This is a genomic window from Saccharopolyspora sp. ID03-671, from assembly GCF_045278815.1.
GTDB lineage: Bacteria > Actinomycetota > Actinomycetes > Mycobacteriales > Pseudonocardiaceae > Saccharopolyspora > Saccharopolyspora ipomoeae.
Window position 1 is genome coordinate 361115 of sequence record NZ_CP134054.1, and the last position, 24422, is coordinate 385536.

The following is a 24422-nucleotide window of genomic DNA, read 5'->3' on the forward strand; positions in this document are numbered from 1 at the left end:
GGGTCAGGGACGCCAGCGGTGGGCGTAGCCGGGTCGGTCGGCGTAGGGCAGGCCGAGTAACGCGAGGGTGAGGCATCCTCGTTCGTCCTCGGGCGGGTAACTGGTGCCGAGGACGTCGCAGGGGCCTTCGCCGGTGCCGCAGCGCTCGTGCTGGGCGAGCAGGCGGGTTTTGAGCTCGCATTCGCGGAATCCGCGCAGGGGTCCGATGAGGCAGCGGTGGGTGGCGTTGCCGGTCTCCTCGTCTTGACGGGCTTGGCTGTGCAGTTCGAGGTCGACGTCGACCTGGCGGCGCAGGAATTGGGTGAAGCGGCTCATTGGGTCTCCCCCGTGCGTCCCTCGGTGATCGCGGTCCACTGCGGTGACGCGCGGGACGGCCGGTGATGACGTGTTGCCGAGCGATTGTCTGTTGGTTACTTCTTGGCGAACTGGTGGCGGCTTGTCGCCAGGAATTCCCGTTGCCGTGATCGGCTGCGTAGCGTGTCGAATCCCCAGGGCGCGGCCCTGTTTCGTGATCGCTGACCGGTTTTCAGGGAGTGGAAGTCATGGTGCAACGGGAAGTGCGGGTCGCTCGGCGTGCGGTGCTGGCCGGTGGGCTGGCGGTGTCGGCGGTGGGTTTCGCCGGGTTGCCGGCGAGCGCGGCGGCTCCGCGGGTGGGAGGCCGTGCGGCGGCTCCGTCGATCTCCTCGACGTCGGATTGGGACGCCCGGGACGCCTCGGGTGAGATCGAGGTGCTGGACTCGAAGCCGACGAAGATCATCGTGCATCACACGGCGACGCCCAACAGCGATGACACGTCGCAGTCGCACGCCTTCGAGTTATCGAGGCAGATCCAGGACTACCACATGGACACCAACGGCTGGTCGGACACGGGCCAGAACTTCACCAACTCGCGCGGTGGCCACCTGATGGAGGGCCGGCACAAGAGCTTGGCGGCGCTGCAGGGCGGGTCTCAGCACGTCAAGGGCGCGCACGCCGGTGAGCAGAACTCGGTGTCGTTGGGGATCGAGAACGAGGGCACCTACACCGAGGCGTCGGTTCCGGGGTCGTTGTGGGAGTCGTTGGTGTCGTTGTGCTCGTACATGGTGTCGCAGTACGGGATCGAGCCGGGTGAGATCTACGGGCATCGGGATTACATGTCGACGGCGTGCCCGGGTGATGTGCTCTACGCGCGGTTGCCGGAGTTGCGGGAGTCGGTGGGTGCGGCGTTGGGTCTGGCGGTGGTGCAGCCGGTGACGTGGCCGTTGCTGCGTCCGGGTGCGCAGGGTCCGAGCGTGTCGGCGCTGCAGATGTTGTTGGGTGCTCGGGGTGCGGTGGTGCCGGTGGACGGGGTGTTCGGGGAGTCGACGCAGCGGGCGTCTGCGGGTGTGGTGGCGGAGCGGGCGGGGTCGGGTCCGTCGTGCTTCGGGTCGCGGGTGGCTGAGCCGGGGTTGTTCGGCGGGTTGGCGTGGGAGTCGGTGACGCCGGTGCTGGGTGCGGGTGCCCGGGGTGAGGCGGTGCGGGCGGTGCAGGTGCTGTTGACGTCGCGGGGTCGGTACGTGCCGGCGGATGGGGTGTTCGGGAATCGGATGGTCTCGGTGGTGCGGGAGTTCCAGGCGGCGTCGGGTCTTGCGGTGACGGGTGTGGTGGATCGGGAGGGTTGGTTGCGGTTGTTGGGGTGACCGCTCCCCTTGCGTCGGGCCCCTGGGTGCGTGCCCAGGGGCCCGTTTTCATGCGCGGGTGATGCGGAGGGTGCGGATTTCGAAGGGGCGGAGTTGCAGGGGTGTGTCGGGTGGTTGGGGGTCGTGGGTGGGTCGTTCGAGGAGGTCGGTGCGGGTGATGGTGGTGGCGGGGAAGTTGGTGGTGAGGTGGGCGCGGGCTTGGGCGCCGCGGGCTTCGTAGAGGCGGACGATGAGGTCGCCGCTGCGGTCGTCGGCGAGTTTGAGGGCTTCGACGATGACGCCTGCGTTGTCGAGGGTGATCAGGGGTGTGACGGGGTTGCTGCCGTGGTGTGTGCGGGTGGGCAGGTTGATGCGGTAGCCCTGGCGGGCGGCTTCGGTGATGTCGGCGCCGATGCAGAGGGCGTAGCGGAGGGTGTGGTGTCCGTGGTCGGTGTCGGGGTCGGGGAATCGGGGTGCGCGCAGGAGGGAGAGGCGGATGGTTGTGGTGGTGCCGTCGTCGTCGCGGGTGTGGCGGGTGACGTCGTGGCCGTAGGTGGCGTCGTTGACGAGGGCGTGGCCGTAGTCGGGTTCGCTGACGTGGATGTAGCGGTGGGCGCAGATTTCGAAGCGGGCGTTGTCCCAGGAGGTGTTGGTGTGGGTGGGGCGTTTGACGTGGCCGAATTGGGTTTCGGAGGCGGAGTGGTCGGCGTGGATGTCGAGGGGGAAGGCGGCTTTGAGGAGTTTTTCGGATTCGTGCCAGTCGATGTCGGTGGTGATGTCGACGCGCTTCTCCCCTGCTGGGACGGAGAGGGTTTGGGTGATGGTGGAGTTCTGGTAGGTGCGTTGGAGGACGACGGTGTTGTCGACGATGTCGAGTGAGTCGAGGTCGGTGAGGTCGGTGACGGTGTGGCGGTAGAAGCCGTCGATGTCCCAGGCGTCCCAGTGGTTGGGGTGGTCGGGGTGGATTTGGAGGAGGTTGGCGGGGGCGGCGAGGGCTTCGCGGTCGGTGGTGTGGTCGTGGACGGCGTTGATGAGGCCGTGGGTGTCGAGGGTGGCGCGGATGAGTCCGTTGTCGAGGGTGATGGTGCCGTCGGGTTGGCGTTGGGGTGTGGTGGGTGCGGGTGCGCGGGTGGTGGTGGCGCCGAGGGCGGGGATGTCGTGGTGGGTGTGGGGTGCGGCGTTGAAGGTGATGGGTTGGTCGCCGTGGCCGGCGAGGGTGCGTTGGGCGTGGGTGATGAGGGTGTTGAGGCGTTGGGCGAGGTGGGTGTAGGTGGTTTCGGCTTCGCGGTGGACCCAGGCGATGGAGGAGCCGGGGAGGATGTCGTGGAATTGGTGGAGGAGGACTTGTTTCCAGATGTCGTCGAGTTCGTCGTAGGGGTAGGGCTCGCCGGTGGTGATGGTGGCGGTGGTGGCCCAGAGCTCGGCTTCGCGCAGGAGGTGTTCGCTGCGTCGGTTTCCTTGTTTGGTGCGGGCTTGGGAGGTGTAGGTGCCGCGGTGGCCTTCGAGGTAGAGCTCGCCGGTGTAGACGGCGGGGTGGGTGTGGTCGTTCTGGGCGGTGGTGAAGAACTGGGTTGGGGTGTGGAGGTGGACTTGGGGTGAGCCTTCGAGGTTGTGGGTGCGGTGGGCGCGTTCGAGCATGTCGCGGGTGGGTCCTCCCCCGCCGTCGCCGTGGCCGAATGGGAGGAGGGAGTGGTGGGCGTAGCCGTGTTCGGCGAAGTTGTTCTGGGCGCGGGCGAGTTCGGCGCCGGTGATTTCGGCGTTGTAGGTGTCGGCGGGTGGGAAGTGGGTGAAGATGCGGGTTCCGTCGATGCCTTCCCAGTGGAAGGTGTGGTGGGGGAAGCGGTTGGTCTGGTTCCAGGAGAGTTTTTGGGTGAGGAACCAGTGGTTGCCGGATTGTTTGATGAGTTGTGGGAGTGCGGCGCTGTAGCCGAAGGAGTCGGGGAGCCAGACTTCGCGGGTTTCGATGCCGTATTCGTCGAGGTAGAAGCGTTTGCCGTGGATGAGTTGGCGGGCTAGGGCTTCGCCGCCGGGCAGGTTGGTGTCGGATTCGACCCACATGCCGCCGACGGGGACGATGCCGCCGTTGTTGATGTGGTGGCGTACGCGGTCGTGGAGTTGGGGGTGGTGGGTTTTGATCCAGGCGAGTTGTTGGGCCTGGGACATGGCGAAGTGGAAGTCGTGGGTGTCGAGCAGTGTGGTGACGTTGGCGAGTGTGCGGGCGATCTTGCGGATGGTTTCGCGGATGGGCCAGAGCCAGGCGGAGTCGATGTGGGCGTGGCCGACGGCGGAGATCTGGTGGGCGCTGGGGTGTGCGGGTGAGGTGAGGGCGTCGGTGAGTTGGTTGCGGGCGGTGGTGGCGGTGCCGGGGATGTCGTGGAGGTCGAGGGTGTCGAGCATGCGTTCGAGGGCGCGGAGGATTTCGTGGCGGCGGGGTGAGTTCTCGGGCAGCTGGCGCATGAGCTGGTCGAGGACTTCGGCGTCGTGGAACAGGGCTGCGGTTTCGGTGTGGCGGAGGGCGATGTCGGCTTGGCGGAGTTGGTAGAGGGGTGGTCCGTCGGGGGTGGGGTGGTTGCCGAGGTCGGTGGGTTGGAAGCCGCGGGGTCCGAGGATGTCGGGGTTGGCGGCGGCTTCGACGTAGATGGTGTGGGTGCCGGGGGCGGCTGGGAGTGGGAGGTGGGTGTTGAGGGGGTTGATGGCTTTGAGGGGTGTGCCGTCGGGGGTGTAGCAGAGGCCTTCGCATTGGAAGCCGGGGCGTTCGGGTGTGGAGCCGAGGTTGATGAGTGCTTCGACGGTGTGGCCGGCCCAGTGTTCGGGGATGGTGGCGGTGAGGCGGAACCAGGCGGTGCCCCAGGCGGGTCCCCAGGGTTGGCCGATGTGGGTGGGTTGGTAGGTGGCGTTGAGGGCTTCGGTGACGGGGACGGGTTCGCCGGGGGTGTGCCAGACGGCGATGTCCATGGGGTGGGGGTCGGTGTGTTGGGCGGGTTTGATGCGTTGGTGCAGGACTCGGTCGAGGCGTTGTTCGACGATGTGGCGGTCGTCGTGCACGGGCGGCCTCCGGGGTGGTCGTGGTGTGTGGTGGTGATCATGCTGGCACAGGGTGGCGGGGGTGCTGAGGTGAATGGTGTTCGGGTGTGGGTGCGGTTGCCGGGGGTGGTGCTGGGCCGCATGCTCGCGATGTTGGGTTGTCGTCTGGTTCGTGGAGGGCGGTTTCGATGGGGACCTGCGAGGTGTGCGGGAACGAGTACTGGATGAGTTTCGAGGTGCGGACCGTGGGGGGCGGGGTGCACACGTTCGATTCGTTCGAGTGCGCGGCGCAGCGGTTGGCTCCGCAGTGCGAGCATTGCGGGTGCCGGATCTTGGGGCACGGTGTGGAGGCCAGTGGCCGGTTCTTCTGCTGTGCGCATTGTGCGCGTCAGTCGGACGTGGCGGTGGCCGGTGAGTTGCGGGATGCGGTGGGGGCGCATCCGGGTTGATCGCCACGGGGCGTGGTTCCGGGGGTCGTCCGGTGGGGTGTGACCGCCCGCTCATTGTTGTGACCGTTCTGTTATGTCACGGTTGAAACACGCGGACGACCTGCGACGACATCCCGGGTGACGGGTACGAACTCGGCCGGAGAAGTGGGTGTCCGCGTATCCGGGTGTTGACAACGAGCGGGAAACCGTCAACTCCACATCAAGTCCCTACAGAAGCAGTATGGAGGACGCCCCATGGCAAATATGGTTCGCTGGCTGGGCGGCATCACGCGGGAACTCGAGCGTGCCCGCGCGCAGATGCGGCACCCCCGCTCGCAGGCCTGCACGCGTTTTCCGCGTGACTGAGGTCTTCAGCGCACAACCGAAAACCTGACTTCGAGTTCTGCCGCGTCCCCGTGCCCCGGGGGCGCGGCAGAACTCGTTCGGCGGGTCGGGTGCGAGGATGGGCCGGTTGTTCGCGCGGGTGTGGGGGCGTTGATGTCGCAGGATGCGGTGATTTCCCGGTTGCGGGCGGCGGGGTGCGTGTTCGCCGAGGACGAGGCCGCGCTGCTGGTCGGTGAGGCCGGTGGTGACGGTGCGCGTCTGGAGTCGATGGTGGCGGCGCGGGTGTCGGGGTTGCCGTTGGAGCAGGTGTTGGGGTGGGCGTGGTTCCGGGGGTTGCGGATCGCGGTGGCGCCGGGGGTGTTCGTGCCGCGGCGGCGCACCGAGCACCTGGTCGAACTCGCTGTCGAGCACGTGGTTTCGGGTGCTGTGGTGGTGGACGTGTGCTGCGGGTCGGGTGCGGTGGCCGCGGCCGTGCGCGTGGAGTGCCCGGAGGCGGTGGTGTGGGCGTGCGACGTCGATGAGCGCGCCACGGCGTGCGCGAGGGTGAACCTGCCGGGAGGTGAGGTCGTGACGGGGGATCTGCTGTCCCCTCTCCCCCGCGATCTGGCCGGGCGGGTGAGGGTGATGACCGCCAACGCCCCCTACGTGCCCAGCGACGCGGTGGCGCTGATGCCTCCGGAGGCCCGCGATCACGAACCCCGCACGGCTCTGGACGGCGGCACCGACGGCCTGGCGATCCAGGCGCGGGTGATCGCCGAGGCCCCACGTTGGCTGGCCCCCGGCGGAGCGCTGCTCGTGGAGACCTCCGAGGAGCAGGCCGAGGGCACCTCGGCTCTCATGCGCGCGGCGGGCCTGCACGTCCGGGTCTCCCGCAACGACGACCTCGACGCGACTGTGGTCTGCGGCCTGCGGGTCTAGTGGGCCTCGAAGGCCTGGAGTTCAGCGCGGATCTCGGCTTCCAGCTCCGGCCGGGATGGGTCTTGGTCGCGCCGATGAGGGACCGGCGCGACCAAGGCGGTCGGTGTCAGAGGTGCTGGTGGAGGTCTTTTTTGATGTCTTCGGGGGTGGTGGGGGGTTCGTAGCGGGCGAGGACCTCGCCTTGGTCGTCGAGGAGGAACTTGGTGAAGTTCCAGACGATGTCGCCGGGTTCGGTGGCCGGTGTGACGGCGCTGATCTTGTCGTAGAACTCGCCGTGGTGGGGTCCCCAGTCGCCGGGTGCTTCGGCGCGCAGGTGGGTGAACAGGGGTGCCGAGTCGGGGCCGTTGACGTCGATCTTGCCGAGGACGGGGAAGGTGACGTCGTAGGTGAGGCGGCAGAACTCCTGGATCTGCTCGTCGGTGCCGGGTTCCTGGCCGAGGAACTGGTTGCAGGGGAATCCGACGATGCGCAGGCCCTTGTCGGCGAACTCGCGGTGGAGGGCTTCCAGGCCCTCGTACTGCGCGGTCAGTCCGCACTTGCTGGCGACGTTGACGACGAGGGTCAGCGTTCCGGCGTAGTGGCGCAGCGGGACGCTGGTGCCTTCGGCGGTGGTGACGTCGATGTCGTAGGCGCTGGTCACTCTGCTCTCCCGGGGTGTGTCAGAGGGCTTTGCGGTGCTTGGCGGCGAGGGTGAGGTACTGCTCGACGGAGAGCTTGAGGGCGGCTTGTTCGTCGTCGGTGAGTTCGCGGCGGACCTTGCCGGGGGTGCCGGCGACCAGGGAGCCGGGCGGGATCTGGGTGCCTTCCAGGACCACGGCTCCGGCGGCCACGAGTGATCCGGCGCCGATGCGGGCGCCGTTGAGCACGACCGAGCCCATGCCGATGAGGCTGCCGGTTTCGACGGTGCAGCCGTGCAGGACGGCGCGGTGGCCGACGGTGACCTCGGGGTGGATGTCGGCGGGGAATCCGGGGTCGGCGTGGATGACGGTGCCGTCCTGGATGTTGGTGGCCTCGCCGATGGTGATGGTCTCCTGGTCGGCGCGCAGGACGGCGCCGTACCAGATGCTGGCGCGGGCGGCGATGCTCAGCTGCCCGATGAGGCTGGTGCCGGGGGCGATGAAGGCCTCGGGGTCGATGTGGGGTGTGGCGCCGTCGACGGTGAGGGTCAGCGGGTCGTTCACGGGGTTTCCTTCCTGGTCTTGCCCAACTCGGTCGTGCCCAACTCGGTCTTGCGCTGCTGGGCCAGCCAGGCCAGCGCGACGTCGGTGTGTCCGTCGACGGTGTCCTCGATGCCGTCGAGGAAGCTGCGGTCGCCGTGGGTGGCCAGGGCGTCGAGGACGGCGTGGGGGTCGCCGGTGTCGATGATCTCGAGCAGGTGGGTGTGGCGGGCGACGTCGCCGTCGAGGCTCTCGTGCTCTTCGCGGGCGCGGCGGTTGAGGGCCATCGACAGCATCAGCTGCAGTTGCAGGGAGCGGTAGGCCTCTTCGAGGCGGGCGTGGCCGGACAGGCCGACGATCGAGACGTGGAATTCGAAGGACCGCTCCAGGTAGGCGGGGCGGTCGCCGTCCGCGGCGGCTTGGCTCATGGCGTGCAGGGCCTGGTGGCAGCGCTGGCGGCGGGCGGGGTCGGTGACCGGGACGCCGAGGCGGATGGCCAGGCGTTCGAACTCGGCGCGCAGGGTGCAGATCTCGTAGATGTCGTGCAGCGTCAGCGGGGTGACGATGACGCCTTTGCGGGGCACCTGGCGGACGAGTCCTTCGCGTTCGAGCACGCGCAGCGCTTCGCGCAGGGGTGGCCGGGAGATGCCGAGTTCGCCGGTGAGGCGGTTTTCGACGATGCGCTGACCGCAGAGCAGGTCGCCGCCGACGATCATGCGCCGCAGGGTGGCCGCGGCGAGCTCGACGAGGCTGGGTGGCCCGGTGATGTGCGGGGCGCTGCTGGTGGTGTCCACGTCTTCTCCTTCGCGCTGGGCGCGATCTCTCCGGCCGCGATCCTATTGCCTCGGGTGGAGCAACCTGCGTGGCCGAGCTTGTCAGCCATGATCTGACTGCTGTAGACAAAAGTCAGGTGATGCCGATCACGGTCATCGCCCATCGCCCGAAACGGCGGATCGCCCGAGACGGTGGGAGGCGTGGCAGGTGGGAACCCGTTCAGAGACCGCCCGATCAGAAACGGCTCCGCTGGCCGGTGTGCGCGTGGTGGAGATCGGCGCGTTCATGGCCGCCCCGTACGCGGCGATGCAGCTGGCCGACCTGGGTGCCGACGTGGTGAAGGTGGAGAACCCCTCCGGTGGCGACCCGGTGCGCCAGACCGGCCCGTTCCTGGGCGAGCACTCCTCCCCCTTCGTGCGGCTCAACCGCAACAAGCGTTCGCTGGCCGTGGACCTCAAGACCGAGCAGGGCAAGGAGGTCCTGGCCTCGCTGCTGGGCACGGCGGACGTGCTCATCGAGAACCTGCGGCCGGGGGCGTTGCGCGCCTTGGGTTTCGGGCCCGATCAGGTCGCCGAGCGGTTCCCGCGGCTGGTGTACGTGGCGGTGTCGGGGTGGGGTCAGGACGGTCCCCTGGCCGCCCAGCCGGGCCTGGACATCATGGCCCAGGCGCGGGCCGGGCTGATGAGCATCACCGGTGAGCCGGGGGGTGCTCCGGTGAAGGTCGGGGTGCCGGTGTGCGACCTGGTGTGCGGGCTCTACGCGGCGATGAGCGCGATGGCCGGGTTGCGGGCGCGGGAGGCCACCGGGCGGGGGCAGTGCGCGGACGTGTCGTTGTTCGAGGCGGGTGCTTCGTTGGCGGTGTGGGAGGCCGGGACGTTCTTCGCCACCGGTGAGTCCGGTGCCAAGCACGGGTCGGCGCACCAGAACAGCGCCCCGTATCAGGCGATTCGCAGCAAGGACGGGTGGGTGACGGTCGGGGCGACCACGACCAAGACGTGGCCGGCGTTCTGCCGGGCGCTGGGGCTGGAGTCGTTGCTCGACGATGCCCGTTACGGCTCGTCCTACGACCGCTACCACCACCGCGCCGAGCTCATCGCCTCGATCGAGGAGACCACGAGCGGGTGGGAGACCGATCGGATCGTGGAGGTGCTGGTGGCGGCGGGGGTGCCGTGCGCGCCGATCGCCGAGACCGCGCAGGTGTTCACCGATGCCCACCTGAGCGAGCGGGAGTTCTTCTGGGACGCCCCGCACTCGGAGCTGGGGGCGGTGCGTCAGATCGGGTCGCCGATGCGGCTGTCGCAGACCCCGGCCCGGCGGGATGTGGCGGGCCCGGTGCTCGGTGAGCACACCGGGCAGGTCCTGGCCGAGCTCGGCCTTGGCGAGGAGGAGGTCGCCGCGCTGGTGGCGGCGGGAGTGTGCCGGTGAGGTGAGTTCTCGCGACGCGAGCTCGAGGAGGAGCGATGCGTGCGTTGACGGTGATCGTGGCGGCGGTGCTGGTGGCCTCCGGGTGTTCGGCCGGTTCCGCTTCGCAGGACGCGGCCGGGGCTGATCGGCCGGTGGGGCCGGTGACGATGGTGGTGCCCTTCGCCGCCGGCGGCGGCAGCGACATCGCCGGGCGGGCGGTGGCCGACGGGCTGGCGGCCACGAGTCCGGGGTTGAGCATCAGCGTCGACAACCGCGAAGGCGGGCAGGGCGCGGTCGGCTACTCCTACCTCGTGGGCAAGGCGGGTTCCCCGAACTACCTGCTGGCCACCGAAACGTCGCTGCTGTCGCTGCCCGCGTCGGTCGAGGTGGCGTTCTCGCACCGCTCGTTCACGCCGATCATGAAGGTCGGTGAGGACTTCACGCTGCTGGTGGCCCGCCCCGATTCGCCGCTGTCGAGCTGTGCCGAGGCGGTGGCCCAGGCGCGTCAGCGGCGGGTGCTGGCGGCGATCTCCGGGGCGATGGGTCCGGATGCGGTGGTGTTCTCCCAGATCCGCGCCACCACCGGCGCCGACATCGACACCGTGCCCTACGAGGGCGGTGGGGAGTCGATGGCCGCGGTGCTGGGCGGGCAGGTCGAACTCGCCTCGCTCAACCCCAGCGAGGTCATCGGGCAGCTGCGGGCCGGGCAGCTCAAGGCGTTGTGCGTGTTCGCCGACCAGCGCTACCCCTACCCCCAGCTCGCCGGGATTCCGACGTCGGTGGAGCAGGGCGTGCCGGTGGTCTTCGCGCAGTTCCGCGGGATCATCGCCCCCGGCGGGCTCAACCCGGCGGCGCGGGAGTTCTGGATCGGCGCGGCGCGCCGCTTCGCCGACTCGCAGGCCTACCGCGACTACGTGGCCTCGGAGTTCCTGCAGGCCCGCCCGGCCTTCGGTGCCGATTTCGCCGCCTACCTCGCCCGCGCGCAGCAGGAGATCTCCGGGGTGGTGGCGCGATGAGCGCGCAGCGGTGGTTGTGGACGTCGCTGGTGGTGCTGGGTGCGGCCGTGGCGGTCTCGGCGCCGGTCTACGGGGTTTTCGGGGAGCAGGGCCGCATCGGGCCGGGGTTCATGCCGCTGGCCGCCGGGCTGGTGCTGGCGGTGCTCTCGGCAGCGCAGTTGCGGCACCCGGTCGCCGAGGCCGAGCCGGAGCAGGCGGGTGTCGATGACGCGGGGCGGACTCCGGCGCGGCGGGCGTGGATCCTGCGGCGCGTGCTGGTGCTGCTGGTCGCCGCGGTGGCCCTGGTGCCGGTGGTGGGTCTGGTGTGGGCGTTCGCCGGGCTGGTGCTGCTGATCTCGACGTGGCTGGAAGGTCGGAACCTGCTGTCGTCGCTGGTGTTCTCGGCGGCGGCGGGTGCGGTGGTGTGGGTGATCTTCGGGGTGCTGCTGGCGGTGCCGCTGCCGACCGGGCTGATCGGGATCTAGAGGAAGGGAGGTGGGCGAGGATGTGGGACAACCTGTGGCTGGGGATCTCCACGGCGGTCACACCGGTGAACCTGCTGTGGTGCCTGGCCGGGGTCGTGCTGGGCACCGTGATCGGCCTGCTGCCCGGCATGGGCTCGGCGACCGGGGTGGCGATCCTGATCCCGATGACGTTGACCGTCGAACCCGTCACCGCCCTGATCCTGCTCGCCGGCATCTACTACGGCGCCCAGTACGGCGGCACGATCACCTCGGTCCTGCTGTCCACCCCGGGTGAGGCCGCCAGCGTGGTGACCACGTTGGACGGGTATCAGATGGCGCGGCAGGGCCGGGCGGGTGCGGCGCTGGCGATCGCGGCGATCGGCTCGTTCACCGCGGCCCTGTTCTCCCTGGTCCTGCTGGCGGCGCTGGCGCCACCGATCGCGCAGGTGGCGTTGCGGTTCGGGCCACCGGAGAACCTCGCGGTGATGGTGCTGGCGCTGGTGACGATGGTGGTGCTCTCGACCGGTTCCACGGCGCGGGCCGCGGCGATGGCCGCTGTGGGGGTGCTGATCGCGTGCGTGGGCATCGACGCCGGAACCGGGCAGGCCCGCTACACCTTCGGCAGCATCAACCTGCTCTCGGGCATCCCCTACGTCGAGGTCGTCATCGGCTTGTTCGCCGTCGGGGAGGTGCTGCACCAGATCCGGGTGGGTGCGGTGCGCCCGATCCGCGCGAGCTTCCGCGATTTGGTCATCCGGCGCGAGGACGTGCGGGATTCGGCGGGGGCGATCGGGCGCGGCAGCCTCGTCGGCTTCGCGCTGGGAACCCTGCCCGGCGCCGGATCGACCCTGGCCTCGTTCCTGGCCTACGGGCTGGAGAAGCGCGTCTCGCGCAACCGCGAGCAGTTCGGGCACGGCGCCATCCAGGGCGTGGCCGCACCCGAGAGCGCCAACAACGCCGCCGCCAACGCCAACTTCATCCCCACCCTGACCCTGGGCATCCCCGGCGGCGCCACCACCGCCGTCCTGCTCGGTGCGCTGACCGTCTACGGCATCCAGCCGGGGCCGTTGCTGTTCACCGAGCAACCCGACCTGGTGTGGGGATTGCTGGTGTCGTTCTTCATCGGCAACGTCATCCTGCTGGTGCTCAACCTGCCGCTCGCGCCGGTGTTCGCGCAGCTGCTGCGGGTGCCCTACGGGCTGCTGTACCCGCTGATCCTGATGACCAGCTTCGTCGGCGCCTTCGCCATCGACAACAACGTCTTCTCGGTGGTGCTGGTGGCGGTGTTCGGCCTCGTCGGCTACGGCATGAAGCGCCTCGACCTGCCGATGGCGCCGCTGGTGGTGGGCGTGGTCATCGGGGGTCTGCTGGAGAAGGCGCTGGTGCAGTCCTCGGCGATCTTCGACGGCGACATGGCGCTGCTGGCCACCCGCCCGATCGCCGTGGTGATCCTGCTGATCGCCGCGGCCGCGCTCATCACTCCCCTGCTGGCCCGCCGCCGGGCGGGAAGGAAGGAACACGCCGATGTCCGATGAACTGCTGGTCGACGCCGACGGCCCCGTGCTGCGGGTGACGTTCAACCGCCCCGCCCAGCGCAACGCCATGAGCTGGACCATGTACGACGGGCTGGTCGCCGCCATCGACCGCGCCGAGTCCGACCCCGGTATCCGGGTGGTGGTGCTGCGCGGGGCCGGCACCGAGGCGTTCGTGGCCGGCACCGACATCGCCCAGTTCACCGAGTTCACCAGCGGCGAGGACGGTGTGGCCTACGAACGGCGGATGGAAGCGGTCTTCGGGCGTCTGGAAGCGTGCACCGTGCCCACGGTGGCGGCGATCTCCGGCTACTGCGTCGGTGCGGGCCTGGCCATCGCCGCGGCCTGCGACCTGCGGGTGGCCACCACCACGGCCCGCTTCGGCGTGCCGGTGGCCCGCACCCTGGGCAACTGCCTGGCGATGAACACTGCCTCGATGCTGGTGTTCCACCTCGGTCCCTCCCGCGCCAAGGACGTCCTGCTGCGCGCCCGGATGCTCACCGCCGAGCAGGGCCACGACGCGGGATTCGTCCACGAGCTCTGCGGTCTCGACGAGCTCGACGCGGTGGTGGCCTCGGTGACCGACCGGCTGGTGGCCCACGCGCCGCTGACGATGTGGGCGAGCAAGGAGGCCATCCGCCGCCTGCGCCTGGCCGGCATGCCCGACGGGGACGACCTGGTGCGCACCGTGTTCGGCAGCGACGACTTCCACCGCGGTGTGCGGGCGTTCATCTCCAAGACCCCGCACACCTGGACCGGCTCCTAACCGTCCACGTCGGACAGGGTCTCGCTCAGCCGCATCCACCGGGTGGGGCGGATGTCGGTGAGGAACCGGTGGTCGTGGGAGACCACCACCAGCGCGCCCCGGTAGGCCCGCAGCGCGGCCGCGAGATGACCGATGCTGTCGAGGTCGAGGTTGTTGGTGGGCTCGTCGAGCATGAGCAGTTGCGGGGCGGGTTCGGCCAGCAGCACCACCGCCAGGCTCGCCCGCAACGCCTCCCCACCCGACAGGCTGCCCGCGTCCTGGTCGGCGCGGCGGCCGGGGAAACCCAGCCGCGCCAGCCCGGCCCGCACCTGGTTGGCGCTCAACCCCGGTGCCGCGGCCGCCACGTTGCCCGCCACGCTGAGCCCGGGGTCGAGGACGTCGAGGCGTTGCGGCAGCAGCCGCACCGGCACCGGCACCTCCACCACCCCCTGCTCGGGGTCGAGTTCACCGGCCAGCACCCGCAGCAGCGTGGTCTTGCCGGTGCCGTTGTCGCCCAGCAGCGCCACCCGCTGCGGGCCGTGCACGTCGAGATCCACCCGCGCCCCGGTGTGGGGCAGCACCACCTCCCGCAGCCGCGCCACCCCGCGACCCGCGGGTACCGCCGTGGCCGGCAGGTCCAGGCGGATCGCCGGGTCGTCCTCGCGCACTGCCGCCTCGGCCTCGCGGCGGGCATCGCGGGCCGCGGCCAGGCGCTGCTGGGCGGTCCCGGTGAGCTTGCCCGCCGATTCCTGGGCGGCGCGGCGCCGGGCCCCGGCGAGGATCTTGGGCATGTTCTCCGCCGACCGCGCTCCTTGCTTCCGCCGCTTGGCGACGCTCTGCTGCGCCTGGGTCAGGTCGCGTTGCTGGCGGCGCTCATCGGCCTCGGCGGTGCGCAACGCCTGCTGCGCGGCGGCCTGCTGGGTGGCCAGGGCCTGCTCGTAGGAGCTGAAACCGCCGCCGTGGACGGTGATGCGGCCCTGGTGCAGCTCGGCGATGCGGTCCACGCCTTCCAGCAGGTCGCGGTCGTGGGAGACCACGACGCACACCCCGTGCCGCCACCCGGCGAGCGCGTCCACGACCCGCTCGCGGGCCGGCTGGTCGAGGTTGTTGGTGGGTTCGTCGAGCAGCAGCACCCCGGGCCGGGCGAGCAGCAGCGCGGCCAGGTGCAGCAGCACCGTCTGCCCGCCGGAGAGCGTCCCGACTTCGGTGTCCAGGGGCAGGCCGTCGAGTCCGAGGTCGGCCAGCAGGGCGTGAGCGCGCTGCTCGACGTCCCAGTCCTGCCCGATCGTCTCCAGGTGCTGCGGGGTGACCTCACCGCTTTCCACCGCCGCCAGCGCGGCCAGGGTCTGCTCGATGCCCAGCACGTGCGCGACGCGCGCCTGGGTGCGGGTGGTGAGGTTCTGCGGCAGCACCGCCACCGGGCCCGGGACGCTGATGCTGCCGCGCGTGGGGTGCAGGGTCGCGGCCAGCAACCGCAGCAGGGTGGTCTTCCCGCTGCCGTTGGCGCCGATCAGGCCGGTCACACCGGCCGGGAACGTGACGGTGAGACCGGTGAACGCGCTGGTGCCATCAGGCCAGGTGTGCGCTACGTCGGTGCAGATCACCGAAGAGGACATGAGTGCTCTCGCCTTCGCCGTGCGGTCGATTCGGGCCAGGCGAGCACTTGAGGAACCGCGCGCGAACGCGCCGGTCGGGGTGGTGCGGGTCATCGAAGGCTCGCCTGCCACGCCCACCGGCAACCACCACCCCGAACCCCGGGATGGGTGCGCGCGTGCGGCGTGGTCTCACAAGGGCAAACCTCAGATGAGCAACGGGCACCTCTCTCGGCGGCGGCAGGACGTCCGCGATGCTACCGGCATCCCACGGCCGGGCGCGCGTGAATTTATGCGCACCACTCGGCGAGCGCGGCCACGGTCCGCCAGTTCCGGCACGTCACCGGCGTGCCGAGGTGGCGTTGCAGGTGCGCGGTGGTCAGCTTCGAACGCCCCACCCCGTCCGGGTAGTGCAGCGCGATCTCGCCGTCCCAGCGCTGCGCCCGTTCGCGGGCGGGGATCGGCATGGCCGCCACGGCCTCGATCGCCACCGGTGCGAGCGGGAACGCGACCTGCAGGTGGGTGGGGTCGCTGTCGTCGGCGGCGAAGGGATGCCCGGCCGCGCCGAGCTCGGCGAGCTGCTGCCCGGTGCGGATCATGACCTCGGTGTCGAGGCCGTCAGCGCGCAACGCGCCCCGCAGCGCCTCGGCCACCTCCGCCGCATCGGCGGCGGCGCTGGTGAACACGGCGTTGCCCGACTGCAGGTACGTGCGCACCTCGCCCCAGCCCAGACCGGTGATGATCTGGCGCAGGCGGGCCATCGGCAGCCGCCCGCGGCTACCGAGGTTCACCGCGCGCAGCAGCGCTACGTAGGTGTTCACACCGGCTGATCCTGCCAGGCGGCACCGACGTTCACCGCCGGGCGCGGGCCAGGGCCTCGTCGAGGTCGCCGGTCTGCTCGAACAGCCCCGACAGTCCGGTCAGCTCCAGCACGCGCCGCACGCGTCCGGTGCCGGGCACCACCAGCAGGCGGGCCTCGCGGCGCCCGGCGGCGTGGTGGGCCAGCATCAGCAGTTCCAGCACGGCGCTGCTGGCGAAGCCGACCTGGGAGAGGTCCAGGATCGCGGTGTGCAGGCGGGCGGCGGTCAGGCGCTGGCGCAGGACCTCGGTGATGCGCGGCAGGCTGGCCATGTCGATCTCGCCACCGACCGAGACCATCACCACGCCGCGTTCGGGCCATTGCACGCGCACCCGTAACGCCGAAGCCGACCGGGCGCCGGCACCGAAGCGCGCCTCGGCGGCGGCCCGCGGTGAGACGATCTCACCGTCGCCGTGGCTGGTCCCGGCGGGCATGGATCGGGAGACGATCACGCTACCCCCTTCGTGGTCGGCGAACAGACGGCTCCCCCGGGCGCCCGCACTGCCCGAAACCCGCCGTGCGCTGGGGAGATCGCACAGGCGGCGCGTGCGTGACGACCGGGAGGGGACTGCACCACCACCGTAGGAGCCGTGTCCGCCCCACAACAAGCAACAACACTTTCGTGTGAAGTTCGGGGTTAGTGGAGGGCGGTGTCGAGGAAATCGGCGACGAGAGTCCACGTCGCGGGCGCCTGCCCGGTGGTGCCACCACCACCGGTGTGGTGGACCCGGCGGGGCGTGAAATCGCGGGTCTCGTCGAGGTAGTCGTGCTCGTGTACCCGCCCCCGCATCTCGTACAACGTCGCGGGCACCCCCGCCTCGCTCAAGGCGTCGAACAGCAGCCTGCTCTGGTGGAACGGCACCAGGGGATCGTCGGTGCCGTGCAGGATCAGCCACGGCGGGCACCCGCGCCGCACCCACCGGCACGGGTCGGCCTCGGCGACCCGCTCGGGCACCGTCTGGATCTCCGCGCCGATCAACCGCGACTCCGGCGAGACCGCGTCGTCATGGCCCCGGGTGCCACCGGTGAGCGCGTTCAACCGCTCGATCGCCCCGTCGGGCATGTGGGCGTCCATGCTCAGGAAATCCGTCGGCCCGTACAGATCCACAACGGCCTGGACCTCGCTGGAGACCGACGTGGGACCCAGATCGCCCTCCATGCCCACCACCCCGGCGGTGGCGCCGAGCATGCTGGCCAGCCACCCGCCGGAGGAGTTGCCCATCACCGCGATCCGAGCACCGTCGAGGCCGTAGCGGGTGGCGTGGGCCCGCAGCCACCGCACCGCCGCCTTGCCGTCGTGCACCTGCGCGGGGAACCGGCCCTGGGTGCTCGACCGCACCGCCACCGCCGCCACGGCGTAGCCGCGGGCGCACAAGGCGCGGGCGACGCGTTCACCGCCGGTGGTGCCGTTGTCGGCGCGCCAGGCCGATCCGGCCGACCACAGCACCACCGGCACCGGCCCGGCCGCTTCGGCCGGCAGGTACAGGTCCATGCGGTGGGCGTTGCCGATCCGGGGCGCGTAGGCCAGATCGCGCATCGCCACGTAGGGGTGCCCGCCGGTGGCGCGGGGCTGGGCGAGCATGCCCCACACCGTCACCGCACCAGCCGCCACGCTCAACCAACCCAGCCGCACTGCCCCACCGCCTGTCCGCACCCGGAAACGATCAAGAGCCCACCATGCCAAGATCGAACCCGTCTGGGAAGACGATCACCCGAACGCACTGGTGCGCGGGGCGGGAAGTGGCGAGTTCTCGCCTCCCGCGGCGTGCTTGCCGCCCGACACCGGCCGCCACACCTGGCCCACCGACAGCACCAGCCCGCTGCCATCGGCATCGACGGTGATCTCATCACCGGCACCGGCCTGCCCGGAGAGCACGAGCCGGGCCAGGCGGTTGTCGAGCTCGCGGGAGATCACCCGCCGCAGCGGCCGCGCGCCGAACTCGGGTTGGTGGCCGCGTTCGACCAGCCAGTCCAGTCCCGCATCGGTCACCGACAGCCGCATGCCCTTCTCACCCAGCTGGGAGCGGGTGCGCTCCAGCAGCAGCGCGGCGATGCGGCGCAGCTGCACCGCCCCCAGGGGCCGGAAGATCACGACGTCGTCGATGCGGTTGAGGAACTCCGGGCGGAAGAACGCCCGCAACTCCTCACCCACCACCTCCTCGGAAGCGGTGCGCTCGGCACCGGCGGCCAGGATCCGCTCGGCACCGAGGTTGGAGGTCATGATGATCACGACGTTGCGGAAGTCGACCAGCCGCCCCTGCGAATCGGTCAACCGGCCGGCGTCGAGGACCTGCAGCAACGTGTTGAACACATCCGGATGGGCCTTTTCGACCTCGTCGAACAGCACCACCGAATACGGCTGGCGCCGCACCCGCTCGGACAGCTGACCCGGGGTCTCCCCGTAGCCGACGTAGCCGGGCGGAGCACCGACGAGCCGCGACACCGAGTGCTTCTCCTGGAACTCGCCCATGTCCAGGCGCAGCACCCGCTCGGTGTCACCGAACAGCGCTTGGGCCAGCGCGCGGGCCAGTTCGGTCTTGCCGACACCGGTGGGGCCCAGGAACAAGAAGTTGCCGATCGGGCGCTGCGGATCAGCCAGCCCCACCCGGGCCCGGCGCACCGCCTCGGCCACCACCGACACCGCCTCGTCCTGACCCACCACGCTCTCGCGCAGCTGGTCCTCCAGCTCCACCAGCCGCTGGGCCTCGGCGGCGGTCAGGTCCGAGACCGGGATGCCGGTGCGGGTGGCCACCACGTCGGCCACGTCATCGGCGACCACGGTCGGCTCGAACACCGCCGCCGAACGCACCTGCCCGCCGCGGCGCAACCGCACCCGGCTGCAGGCCTGGTCGAGCAGGTCCACGGCCTTGTCGGGCAGGAACCGGTCGGTGATGTAGCGGTGCGAGAGCTCGGCGGCGGCCTGCAGCGCCGCCTCGTCGACGCGCACCCGGTGGTGGCGCTGGTAGCGCTCGGCCAGCCCGCGCAGCACGATCACGGTCTCGGCGACGCTGGGCTCATCGACGGTGATCGGCGCGAAACGCCGCTCCAGCGCGGGATCCTTCTCGATGTGCTTGCGGTACTCCTCCACCGTGGTGGCACCGAGCAGCCGCACCTCGCCGCGCGCCAGAGCGGGTTTGAGCATCGTGCCGGCGTCCATCGACCCCTCACCGGCTCCGGCGCCGACGATGGCGTGCAGCTCGTCGATGAACACCAGCACCGAGTCGCGGTGGGCGCGGATCTCGGTGAGCACGTCGCGGAACCGCGACTCGAACTCGCCGCGGTACTTCGCCCCGGCCACCATCCCGGCCAGGTCCAGCGAGACCACCCGCAGGTCGGCCAGCGACCACGGCACCTCCCCGGCCACGATGCGCCGCGCCAGGCCCTCCACGATCGCGGTCTTGCCGACGCCGGGATCACCCACGAACACGGGGTTGTTCTTCGCGCGCCGCCCGAGGACCTCGATGGCCTGCTCGATCTCCTCGTCACGACCCACGACGGGGTCGAGCTTGCCCGCCCGGGCCAGCTCGGTCAGGTCCATCCCGAACTCGTCCAGCCGCGGCGTCAGGCTCAGCACCCCGCGCCCGTCACCGCCCTCACCGAGCTCGATGGCCCGCGCCAGCGCCCGCCCGGCCACCGAGTCGGCGTCCGCGGCCAACCCCAGCACGACGTGGCGGGCCCCGACGACATCCGCGCCTTCGGCCAACGCCTGCCGGTAGGCGCCCAGCAGCGCGCGGCGGGCCGCCGGGGAGAGCACCGGCTGGCCCTGCAGCAGCGGTTCCTGCACGGCGATGACCGCCGAGCGCACCGCCTCGGCCAGCTCGGCGACCCGCACCCCGGAGGAGGTCAGCAGCTCGGCGGTGGCCTCCACGCGCGTGACCGCCCACAGCAGGTGGGTGCTGTCGAGCTCCCGCGATCCCCACTCGACGGTGGCGCGCACGGCCTTGGACACCACCTCGTGGGCCTGGTCGTCCAGCAGCGCCGACAGCGTCGCCGACGGGGCGGCCGAATCACCTGAGCCGGCCAGCACGTCGCGGAACAGCGAGTCGAAGGCGGCAGAGGAATCTCCCGCACCGCCGCGATCCAACCGGGCCACCTCCACACGCCGCGCACTCGGGCACCGGGAGACGATCGCACCGCCTCACCACACCGGTGGCGGCCTCCACCGGCCCTCTCGCCGGGAGGCCACCACGCGGTGGTGCCGTCACCAAACCCCTGCGCGCGCAACGCTTCCCCCGCCGCACCCCGCAACAACCGGTGCCGTCGCGCGCGTGATCATTGTGGCACGACGCCCGATTCGACCCCGGCGCGGGGCGGGGGCGGATTCAGCTGGCGCGCTTCTGCGCCTGCTCGATCGCATCGGCCAGTCGCGACAGCTCCTTGCCGATGTGGGAGAGCCGTTCGGACATGACGCTGGCGTGCCCCGACAGCGGGCCCACGTGCCCGGCGGCGCGCAACCACTCGGTGACCCCCGACAGGCCACCGGACATGCCCTCCACGGTCAGCGAGAAGCCGCGCATCACCTTCTCGATCTCCTCGACGCTGTGGGCCACGCCCGGGTCGCGCAGCCGCTCGCCCAGCGCCACGGTCGCTTCGCCGACCTGCCGGGCGACCTCCGAGGAGTAGCCCGAGTCGCCTCCCCCTTCCTCACCGCGCGTGCGGCGGGCGGGCGGGCCGTGCTTGCCCGCCTGTGACGACGAGTGGTCGGAATGTCCAGCGGCAGTCATAGCGAACCAATCAACCCGAATCCAGTACCAACTCCACCCCGACCGCCACGTCCCCCGCCCGATCCGACCTGGGTTGTCCGGATCGCGGGTTCGTCGCAGCACAGGAGCAGGTGCGCAAGAGGTTAGCGCGTCCGCTCGGGCGGTGGTGAAGGCGTTGCGCAAGCCTTATCCGGCGCTCTGCGAGCCGGTGCCGCCTCACCAGCCAAGATCACCCACGGGGGTTGTGCGGGCGCGCACGGTGACCGCCTCAACCGGTTCCGAGCTCGTCGAGCAGCGCGGTGATCTCCGCATCGGTGGTGGCGGCGAAGTCGCGGTAGTACTGGCCGACGGCGGCGAACCCGACGGGTTGCAGCACGCACACCACCGCATCGGCCAGGCCGCGCATCGCCCGCACCGAGTCGGGCGCGCCCACCGGCACGGCCAGCACCAAGCGCCGCGGCCGGGCTCGGGCGAGCATGCCCAGCGCAGCGCGGGCGGTGGCGCCGGTGGCCAGCCCGTCGTCGACCAGCAGCGCCTCCCGACCGGTGAGCTCGGGCGGCAGTGCGTGGTAGCGGTGCTCGCGGCGGGCCGCCTCGGCCCGCTCCCGCTCGCAGGCATCGGCCAGGTCGGAGGGGGTGAGGCCGAACGAGCGCAGCAACGCGTGGTCGTAGCGCGGCGGCCCGTGGGCGGTGACCGCGCCGAGGGCGAGTTCGGGCTGGCCGGGTGCCCCGATCTTGCGGGCCACGCACACCCGCAGCGGCGCGCCCAGAGCCCGGGCCACCTCGGCCGCGACCGGCACGCCACCGCGGGCCAGGCCGAACACGACGGGGTCGGCGAGGTCCAGGCCGCCCAGGTGGTCGGCCAGGACGTGGCCGGCGTGGGCGCGATCGGTGTAGCCGGTGGCCGGTGGCGGCCGGGAACGCATGCGCGGCATCGAGGTCCTCCTGGTGGGCCCCAGGGGTGCCCGCCAGGAGGACCTCGGAAACCGGTCAGGGCCGCAGGTCCGACACCTCCAGCACGCGCAGCCGGTTGAGGGCCGCGGCGACCTCCAGCGGCCGGGGCACGGCGAAGTCACCGACGAAGCGCTCGTCGACGGCCGCCACCCCGCGGTCGGTGACGTCGGCGGCCCAGCCGCGCAGCACCTCGGCGAGCTCCTCGCGGCCGTCGAAGCGCCCCCGGCGGGCGAGGCTCACCAGGGCCAGGCCGATGCCGGTGACCTGGGAGGCGTCGGCGATCTGCTCCACCCCGCGCAGCTCGATGGTCGACTCACCCAGGGTGAGGGCGTCGGTGCCGCGCGCGCGGATCTTGGGCCGCTCGGTGGGGATCGAGCGCGGCCGCACGACCCGGTGGCGCAGCGGCGGGTACCCGTCGGCTTCGCTGCGTCGCCCGGTGGGCCGGTCCTGCGCCAGCGCCCGGGCCCGGTCGGTGACGTCGTGGGCGTGGTAGGCGTCGAGCATCAGCACCTGGTCGGCGACGTCCATGTAGTCGCCGGAACCGCCCATGACCAGCACGGTGGAGACGCCGTGGGTGGTGTGCAGGGGGCGGATGAGGTCGACGAACGGGGTCAGCGGTTCGGCGTCCTTGGCCACCAGCTCCTGCATGCGGGCGTCGCGGATCATCAGGTTCGTCGCGGCGGTGTCCTCGTCGACCAGCAGCACCCGGGCGCCGGCTTCGACGGCTTCGGTGATGGACGCGGCCTGCGAGGTCGAACCCGAGGCGTTGTCGGTGGAGAAGTCGCGGGTGTCGGCGCCGGTGGGCAGGTGCGAGACGAACGGGCTGACGTCGACCCGGTGCACCCGCCTGCCGTCCTCGGCGCGGACCTTCGCGGTGTCGGTGCGGGCCACGACCAGTTCGCGGCCGTCACCGGGCACGTGGTCGTAGACGCCCTGCTCCAGGGCGCGCAGCAGGGTGGATTTGCCGTGGAACCCGCCGCCGACGATCAGGGTGATGCCTTCGGGCACGCCCATGCCGGTGACCCGCCCGCGATGCGGCAGCTCGATGCTCACGCGCATCGACTCCGGTGAGCGGAACGGCACCCCGTCGACCAGGGGGCGGTCGTCGACTCCGCTGCGGCGGGCCGGCATCGCCCCATCGGCGACGAAGGCCACCAGCCCGAGGCCGGGCAGGGCGCGGCGCAGGGCGTCGGTGTCGACGACGGTGCGCACGAAGTCCTCGGCGGCCTGCTGGTCGGCCACGGCCCAGCGCAGGGCGGCGTCGACGACGTCGGGCAGCTGGCCGCAGAGGGTGTGGGCGGCGGCGTGGCCGTCGATGCTGCGTCCGCGCCCGGGCAGGTCGATGCCCAGGCGCACCTGCACGGCGCCGTCGTGGATCTGGCACGAGCTGCGGTCGAGGACCTCCTGGCCGCCGGCGTCGATGCGCAGACGGCTGTCGGCGAGTTCGCGGTCCAGGGCGCGGGCGAGGTATCCGGCCAGGGCGCGGGCGCGCACGGGGGTGTCCCACAGGTGGGTGGGCAGTGCGGCGGTGGCGGCGTCGACGGTGACCTGCACGCGGCTGGCCGGGGCGTAGGGGTCGGGCTGGACGCGCTGGATCTGCAGGGTGAAGTCCTCGAAGCGCCAGCTGCCGGTGAGGGACTTGTAGCGGCCGTAGCCGCTACCGTGCATGCCGCGCAGTTCCTGCCGCAGCCGGTCGCCGTCGCCGCGATGGCGTGCGGGGTCGCGCTGCTGGGTGGTGGCGCGGGTGGAGCTGCGGCGGGGTCCGCCCCGGCCGCCGTAGTGCTGTGCCATGGCCACACAGCTACCGCAGGAGCGCCGAGAACTCCAATTCGGGGACACAGTGGACACACTGTGGACGGACCCGGCCCGGCAGCGCAGCGGCGAATACGAAACACCGGCGCGTCGTTAACCGGCAGGGGCGTTGACGTCGGGTTACCCTCCTTGCGCGCGCAAGATCACCCGCGCGTCCCGTGCTCGTCCGACCCCGTTTTCGTACGCACCGCACCGCCTTCCCCGTGATCCGGGCCGGTCGGTGTTGACGTGAGGAGGCCGCCCATGTTCCGACGCCCCGGTCGTTCCCGCAGCGCCCCGCGCCGCCGCGCCGCCGTGGTGTTACTGGCCGCGGTGGCCGCCCTGTCCGGCGTGGCCGTGCCCGCCCACGCCGGGCCGCGGGTGGACCCGCACGACCCGCAGGGCGCGTGGATGGGCTACAGCGCGGGCCCGGGTGAGCGCGCCCCGGCGCAGATCCCGGCCGGTTCGGTCGCGGGCACCGATGTCAGCGGGCACCAGCCGCAGGTCGACTGGGGGCGGGCGTGGGCCGACGGGGCGCGGTTCGCCTACGTCAAGGCCACCGAGGGAACCGGGTTCCGCTCGGATTCCTTCGCCGGTCAGGTGCAGGGCGCGGCCGCGGTCGGCATGGTGCGCGGGGCCTACCACTTCGCGTTGCCGGACCGGTCGACCGGTGCTGCCCAGGCGCACTTCTTCGTCGACAACGGCGGCGGCTGGGCCCCGGGCACCGGCACCTTGCCCGGGGTGCTCGACATCGAGCACAACCCCTACGGCGACACGTGCTTCGGGCTGGACCCGGTGGCGATGTCGCACTGGATCGCGGATTTCTCCAGCACCTACCTGGCGCGCACCGGCCGGTTCCCGATGATCTACACGACGGCGTCGTGGTGGAACCAGTGCACCGGCGGCAACCCGGACTTCGCGGTGAACAACCCGCTGTGGATCGCCCGCTACGCCCCGGAGATCGGGCCGCTGCCGGCGGGCTGGTGGTACCACACGATCTGGCAGCACGGTGACGTCGGTCCGATGCCCGGCGGTCAGGACGCCTTCAACGGCGACTTCAACCAGCTGCTCGCCTTCGCGGGCTGACACCGACGACGAGAG

Annotated in this window: 22 protein-coding genes; 9 read left to right on the forward strand and 13 right to left on the reverse strand. The window is 71.3% G+C overall.

All coding sequences use genetic code 11. The features are described from left to right. Window positions 1-3: 3 nt before the first annotated feature. Complete coding sequence (locus REH65_RS01785; protein WP_281454325.1) at window positions 4-315, reverse strand: DUF6221 family protein; 312 nt, start codon at window positions 313-315, stop codon at window positions 4-6. Window positions 316-542: 227 nt separating this feature from the next. Here REH65_RS01785 and REH65_RS01790 point away from each other — a divergent pair, with 227 nt between their 5' ends. Then, a complete protein-coding gene (locus REH65_RS01790; protein ID WP_406690967.1) occupies window positions 543-1658 on the forward strand; it encodes an N-acetylmuramoyl-L-alanine amidase in 1116 nt (371 codons plus the stop codon). Between the two features lie 48 nt (window positions 1659-1706). On the opposite strand, the gene REH65_RS01795 is transcribed toward REH65_RS01790, so the two are convergent. Next, window positions 1707-4682 (reverse strand): alpha-mannosidase, encoded by a 2976-nt coding sequence (locus REH65_RS01795; RefSeq protein ID WP_406690968.1) that lies wholly within the window; start codon window positions 4680-4682, stop codon window positions 1707-1709. A gap of 167 nt (window positions 4683-4849) precedes the next feature. Between REH65_RS01795 and REH65_RS01800 the strand changes: the two genes are divergently transcribed. Together REH65_RS01800 and REH65_RS01805 are read left to right on the forward strand one after the other, a co-directional pair. Then, window positions 4850-5110 (forward strand): Prokaryotic metallothionein, encoded by a 261-nt coding sequence (locus REH65_RS01800; RefSeq protein WP_281454328.1) that lies wholly within the window; start codon window positions 4850-4852, stop codon window positions 5108-5110. Window positions 5111-5587: 477 nt separating this feature from the next. Beyond that, complete coding sequence (locus REH65_RS01805) at window positions 5588-6352, forward strand: putative protein N(5)-glutamine methyltransferase (protein ID WP_406690969.1); 765 nt, start codon at window positions 5588-5590, stop codon at window positions 6350-6352. A gap of 106 nt (window positions 6353-6458) precedes the next feature. On the opposite strand, the gene REH65_RS01810 is transcribed toward REH65_RS01805, so the two are convergent. The 3 genes from REH65_RS01810 to REH65_RS01820 are packed head-to-tail and all read right to left on the reverse strand — an operon-like array spanning window position 6459 to window position 8303. Continuing rightward, window positions 6459-6992: a glutathione peroxidase gene (locus REH65_RS01810; protein ID WP_406690970.1), complete on the reverse strand. Its 534-nt coding sequence runs from the start codon at window positions 6990-6992 to the stop codon at window positions 6459-6461. 19 nt (window positions 6993-7011) lie between these two features. Further along, complete coding sequence (locus tag REH65_RS01815; protein WP_281454334.1) at window positions 7012-7533, reverse strand: gamma carbonic anhydrase family protein; 522 nt, start codon at window positions 7531-7533, stop codon at window positions 7012-7014. Beyond that, window positions 7530-8303 carry a GntR family transcriptional regulator gene (locus tag REH65_RS01820; RefSeq protein WP_406690971.1) on the reverse strand — a complete coding sequence of 258 codons (774 nt, stop codon included), beginning with the start codon at window positions 8301-8303 and terminating at the stop codon, window positions 7530-7532. The genes REH65_RS01815 and REH65_RS01820 overlap by 4 nt, the downstream gene beginning before the upstream one ends. 238 nt (window positions 8304-8541) lie before the next feature. On the opposite strand from REH65_RS01820, the gene REH65_RS01825 reads away from it, so the two are divergent. From REH65_RS01825 to REH65_RS01845, 5 genes are read left to right on the forward strand one after another with little or no spacing between them, the layout of a single operon-like run. Further along, window positions 8542-9708 carry a CaiB/BaiF CoA transferase family protein gene (locus tag REH65_RS01825; RefSeq protein WP_406690972.1) on the forward strand — a complete coding sequence of 389 codons (1167 nt, stop codon included), beginning with the start codon at window positions 8542-8544 and terminating at the stop codon, window positions 9706-9708. A gap of 35 nt (window positions 9709-9743) precedes the next feature. Then, entirely contained in the window at window positions 9744-10703 is a 960-nt protein-coding gene (locus REH65_RS01830; RefSeq protein WP_406690973.1) for a tripartite tricarboxylate transporter substrate binding protein, read from the forward strand. Then, a complete protein-coding gene (locus tag REH65_RS01835; RefSeq protein ID WP_406690974.1) occupies window positions 10700-11167 on the forward strand; it encodes a tripartite tricarboxylate transporter TctB family protein in 468 nt (155 codons plus the stop codon). Before REH65_RS01830 ends, REH65_RS01835 begins: the two co-directional genes overlap by 4 nt. A gap of 20 nt (window positions 11168-11187) precedes the next feature. After that, a complete protein-coding gene (locus REH65_RS01840; protein WP_281454339.1) occupies window positions 11188-12681 on the forward strand; it encodes a tripartite tricarboxylate transporter permease in 1494 nt (497 codons plus the stop codon). Beyond that, a complete protein-coding gene (locus REH65_RS01845; RefSeq protein ID WP_406690975.1) occupies window positions 12671-13444 on the forward strand; it encodes an enoyl-CoA hydratase/isomerase family protein in 774 nt (257 codons plus the stop codon). The genes REH65_RS01840 and REH65_RS01845 overlap by 11 nt, the downstream gene beginning before the upstream one ends. Here REH65_RS01845 and REH65_RS01850 read toward each other — a convergent pair. The 8 genes from REH65_RS01850 to REH65_RS01885 all read right to left on the reverse strand — a co-directional run bounded on the left by REH65_RS01850 (window position 13441) and on the right by REH65_RS01885 (window position 23321). Further along, entirely contained in the window at window positions 13441-15039 is a 1599-nt protein-coding gene (locus REH65_RS01850) for an ATP-binding cassette domain-containing protein (RefSeq protein WP_406690976.1), read from the reverse strand. The genes REH65_RS01845 and REH65_RS01850 overlap by 4 nt on opposite strands. 266 nt (window positions 15040-15305) lie before the next feature. Further along, entirely contained in the window at window positions 15306-15836 is a 531-nt protein-coding gene (locus REH65_RS01855) for a DUF1697 domain-containing protein (protein ID WP_406690977.1), read from the reverse strand. Between the two features lie 31 nt (window positions 15837-15867). Beyond that, a complete protein-coding gene (locus REH65_RS01860) occupies window positions 15868-16326 on the reverse strand; it encodes an STAS domain-containing protein (protein WP_406690978.1) in 459 nt (152 codons plus the stop codon). Window positions 16327-16511: 185 nt separating this feature from the next. Next, entirely contained in the window at window positions 16512-17507 is a 996-nt protein-coding gene (locus REH65_RS01865; RefSeq protein ID WP_406690979.1) for an alpha/beta hydrolase fold domain-containing protein, read from the reverse strand. Between the two features lie 75 nt (window positions 17508-17582). Continuing rightward, the gene (locus REH65_RS01870) at window positions 17583-19958 is read right to left on the reverse strand and encodes an ATP-dependent Clp protease ATP-binding subunit (protein ID WP_406693060.1); all 2376 of its coding nucleotides are present in this window, start codon (window positions 19956-19958) and stop codon (window positions 17583-17585) included. Window positions 19959-20196: 238 nt separating this feature from the next. Continuing rightward, a complete protein-coding gene (locus REH65_RS01875; protein ID WP_281454346.1) occupies window positions 20197-20598 on the reverse strand; it encodes a hypothetical protein in 402 nt (133 codons plus the stop codon). Between the two features lie 247 nt (window positions 20599-20845). Next, on the reverse strand, window positions 20846-21511 hold the full coding sequence (locus REH65_RS01880; RefSeq protein WP_406690980.1) for a phosphoribosyltransferase: 666 nt from the start codon (window positions 21509-21511) through the stop codon (window positions 20846-20848). A gap of 55 nt (window positions 21512-21566) precedes the next feature. Beyond that, a complete protein-coding gene (locus REH65_RS01885; protein WP_406690981.1) occupies window positions 21567-23321 on the reverse strand; it encodes an ABC-ATPase domain-containing protein in 1755 nt (584 codons plus the stop codon). A 264-nt stretch (window positions 23322-23585) separates the two neighbouring features. On the opposite strand from REH65_RS01885, the gene REH65_RS01890 reads away from it, so the two are divergent. Beyond that, window positions 23586-24407, forward strand: coding sequence for a lysozyme (locus REH65_RS01890; RefSeq protein WP_406690982.1), 822 nt, complete (start codon window positions 23586-23588; stop codon window positions 24405-24407). Window positions 24408-24422: the final 15 nt, after the last annotated feature.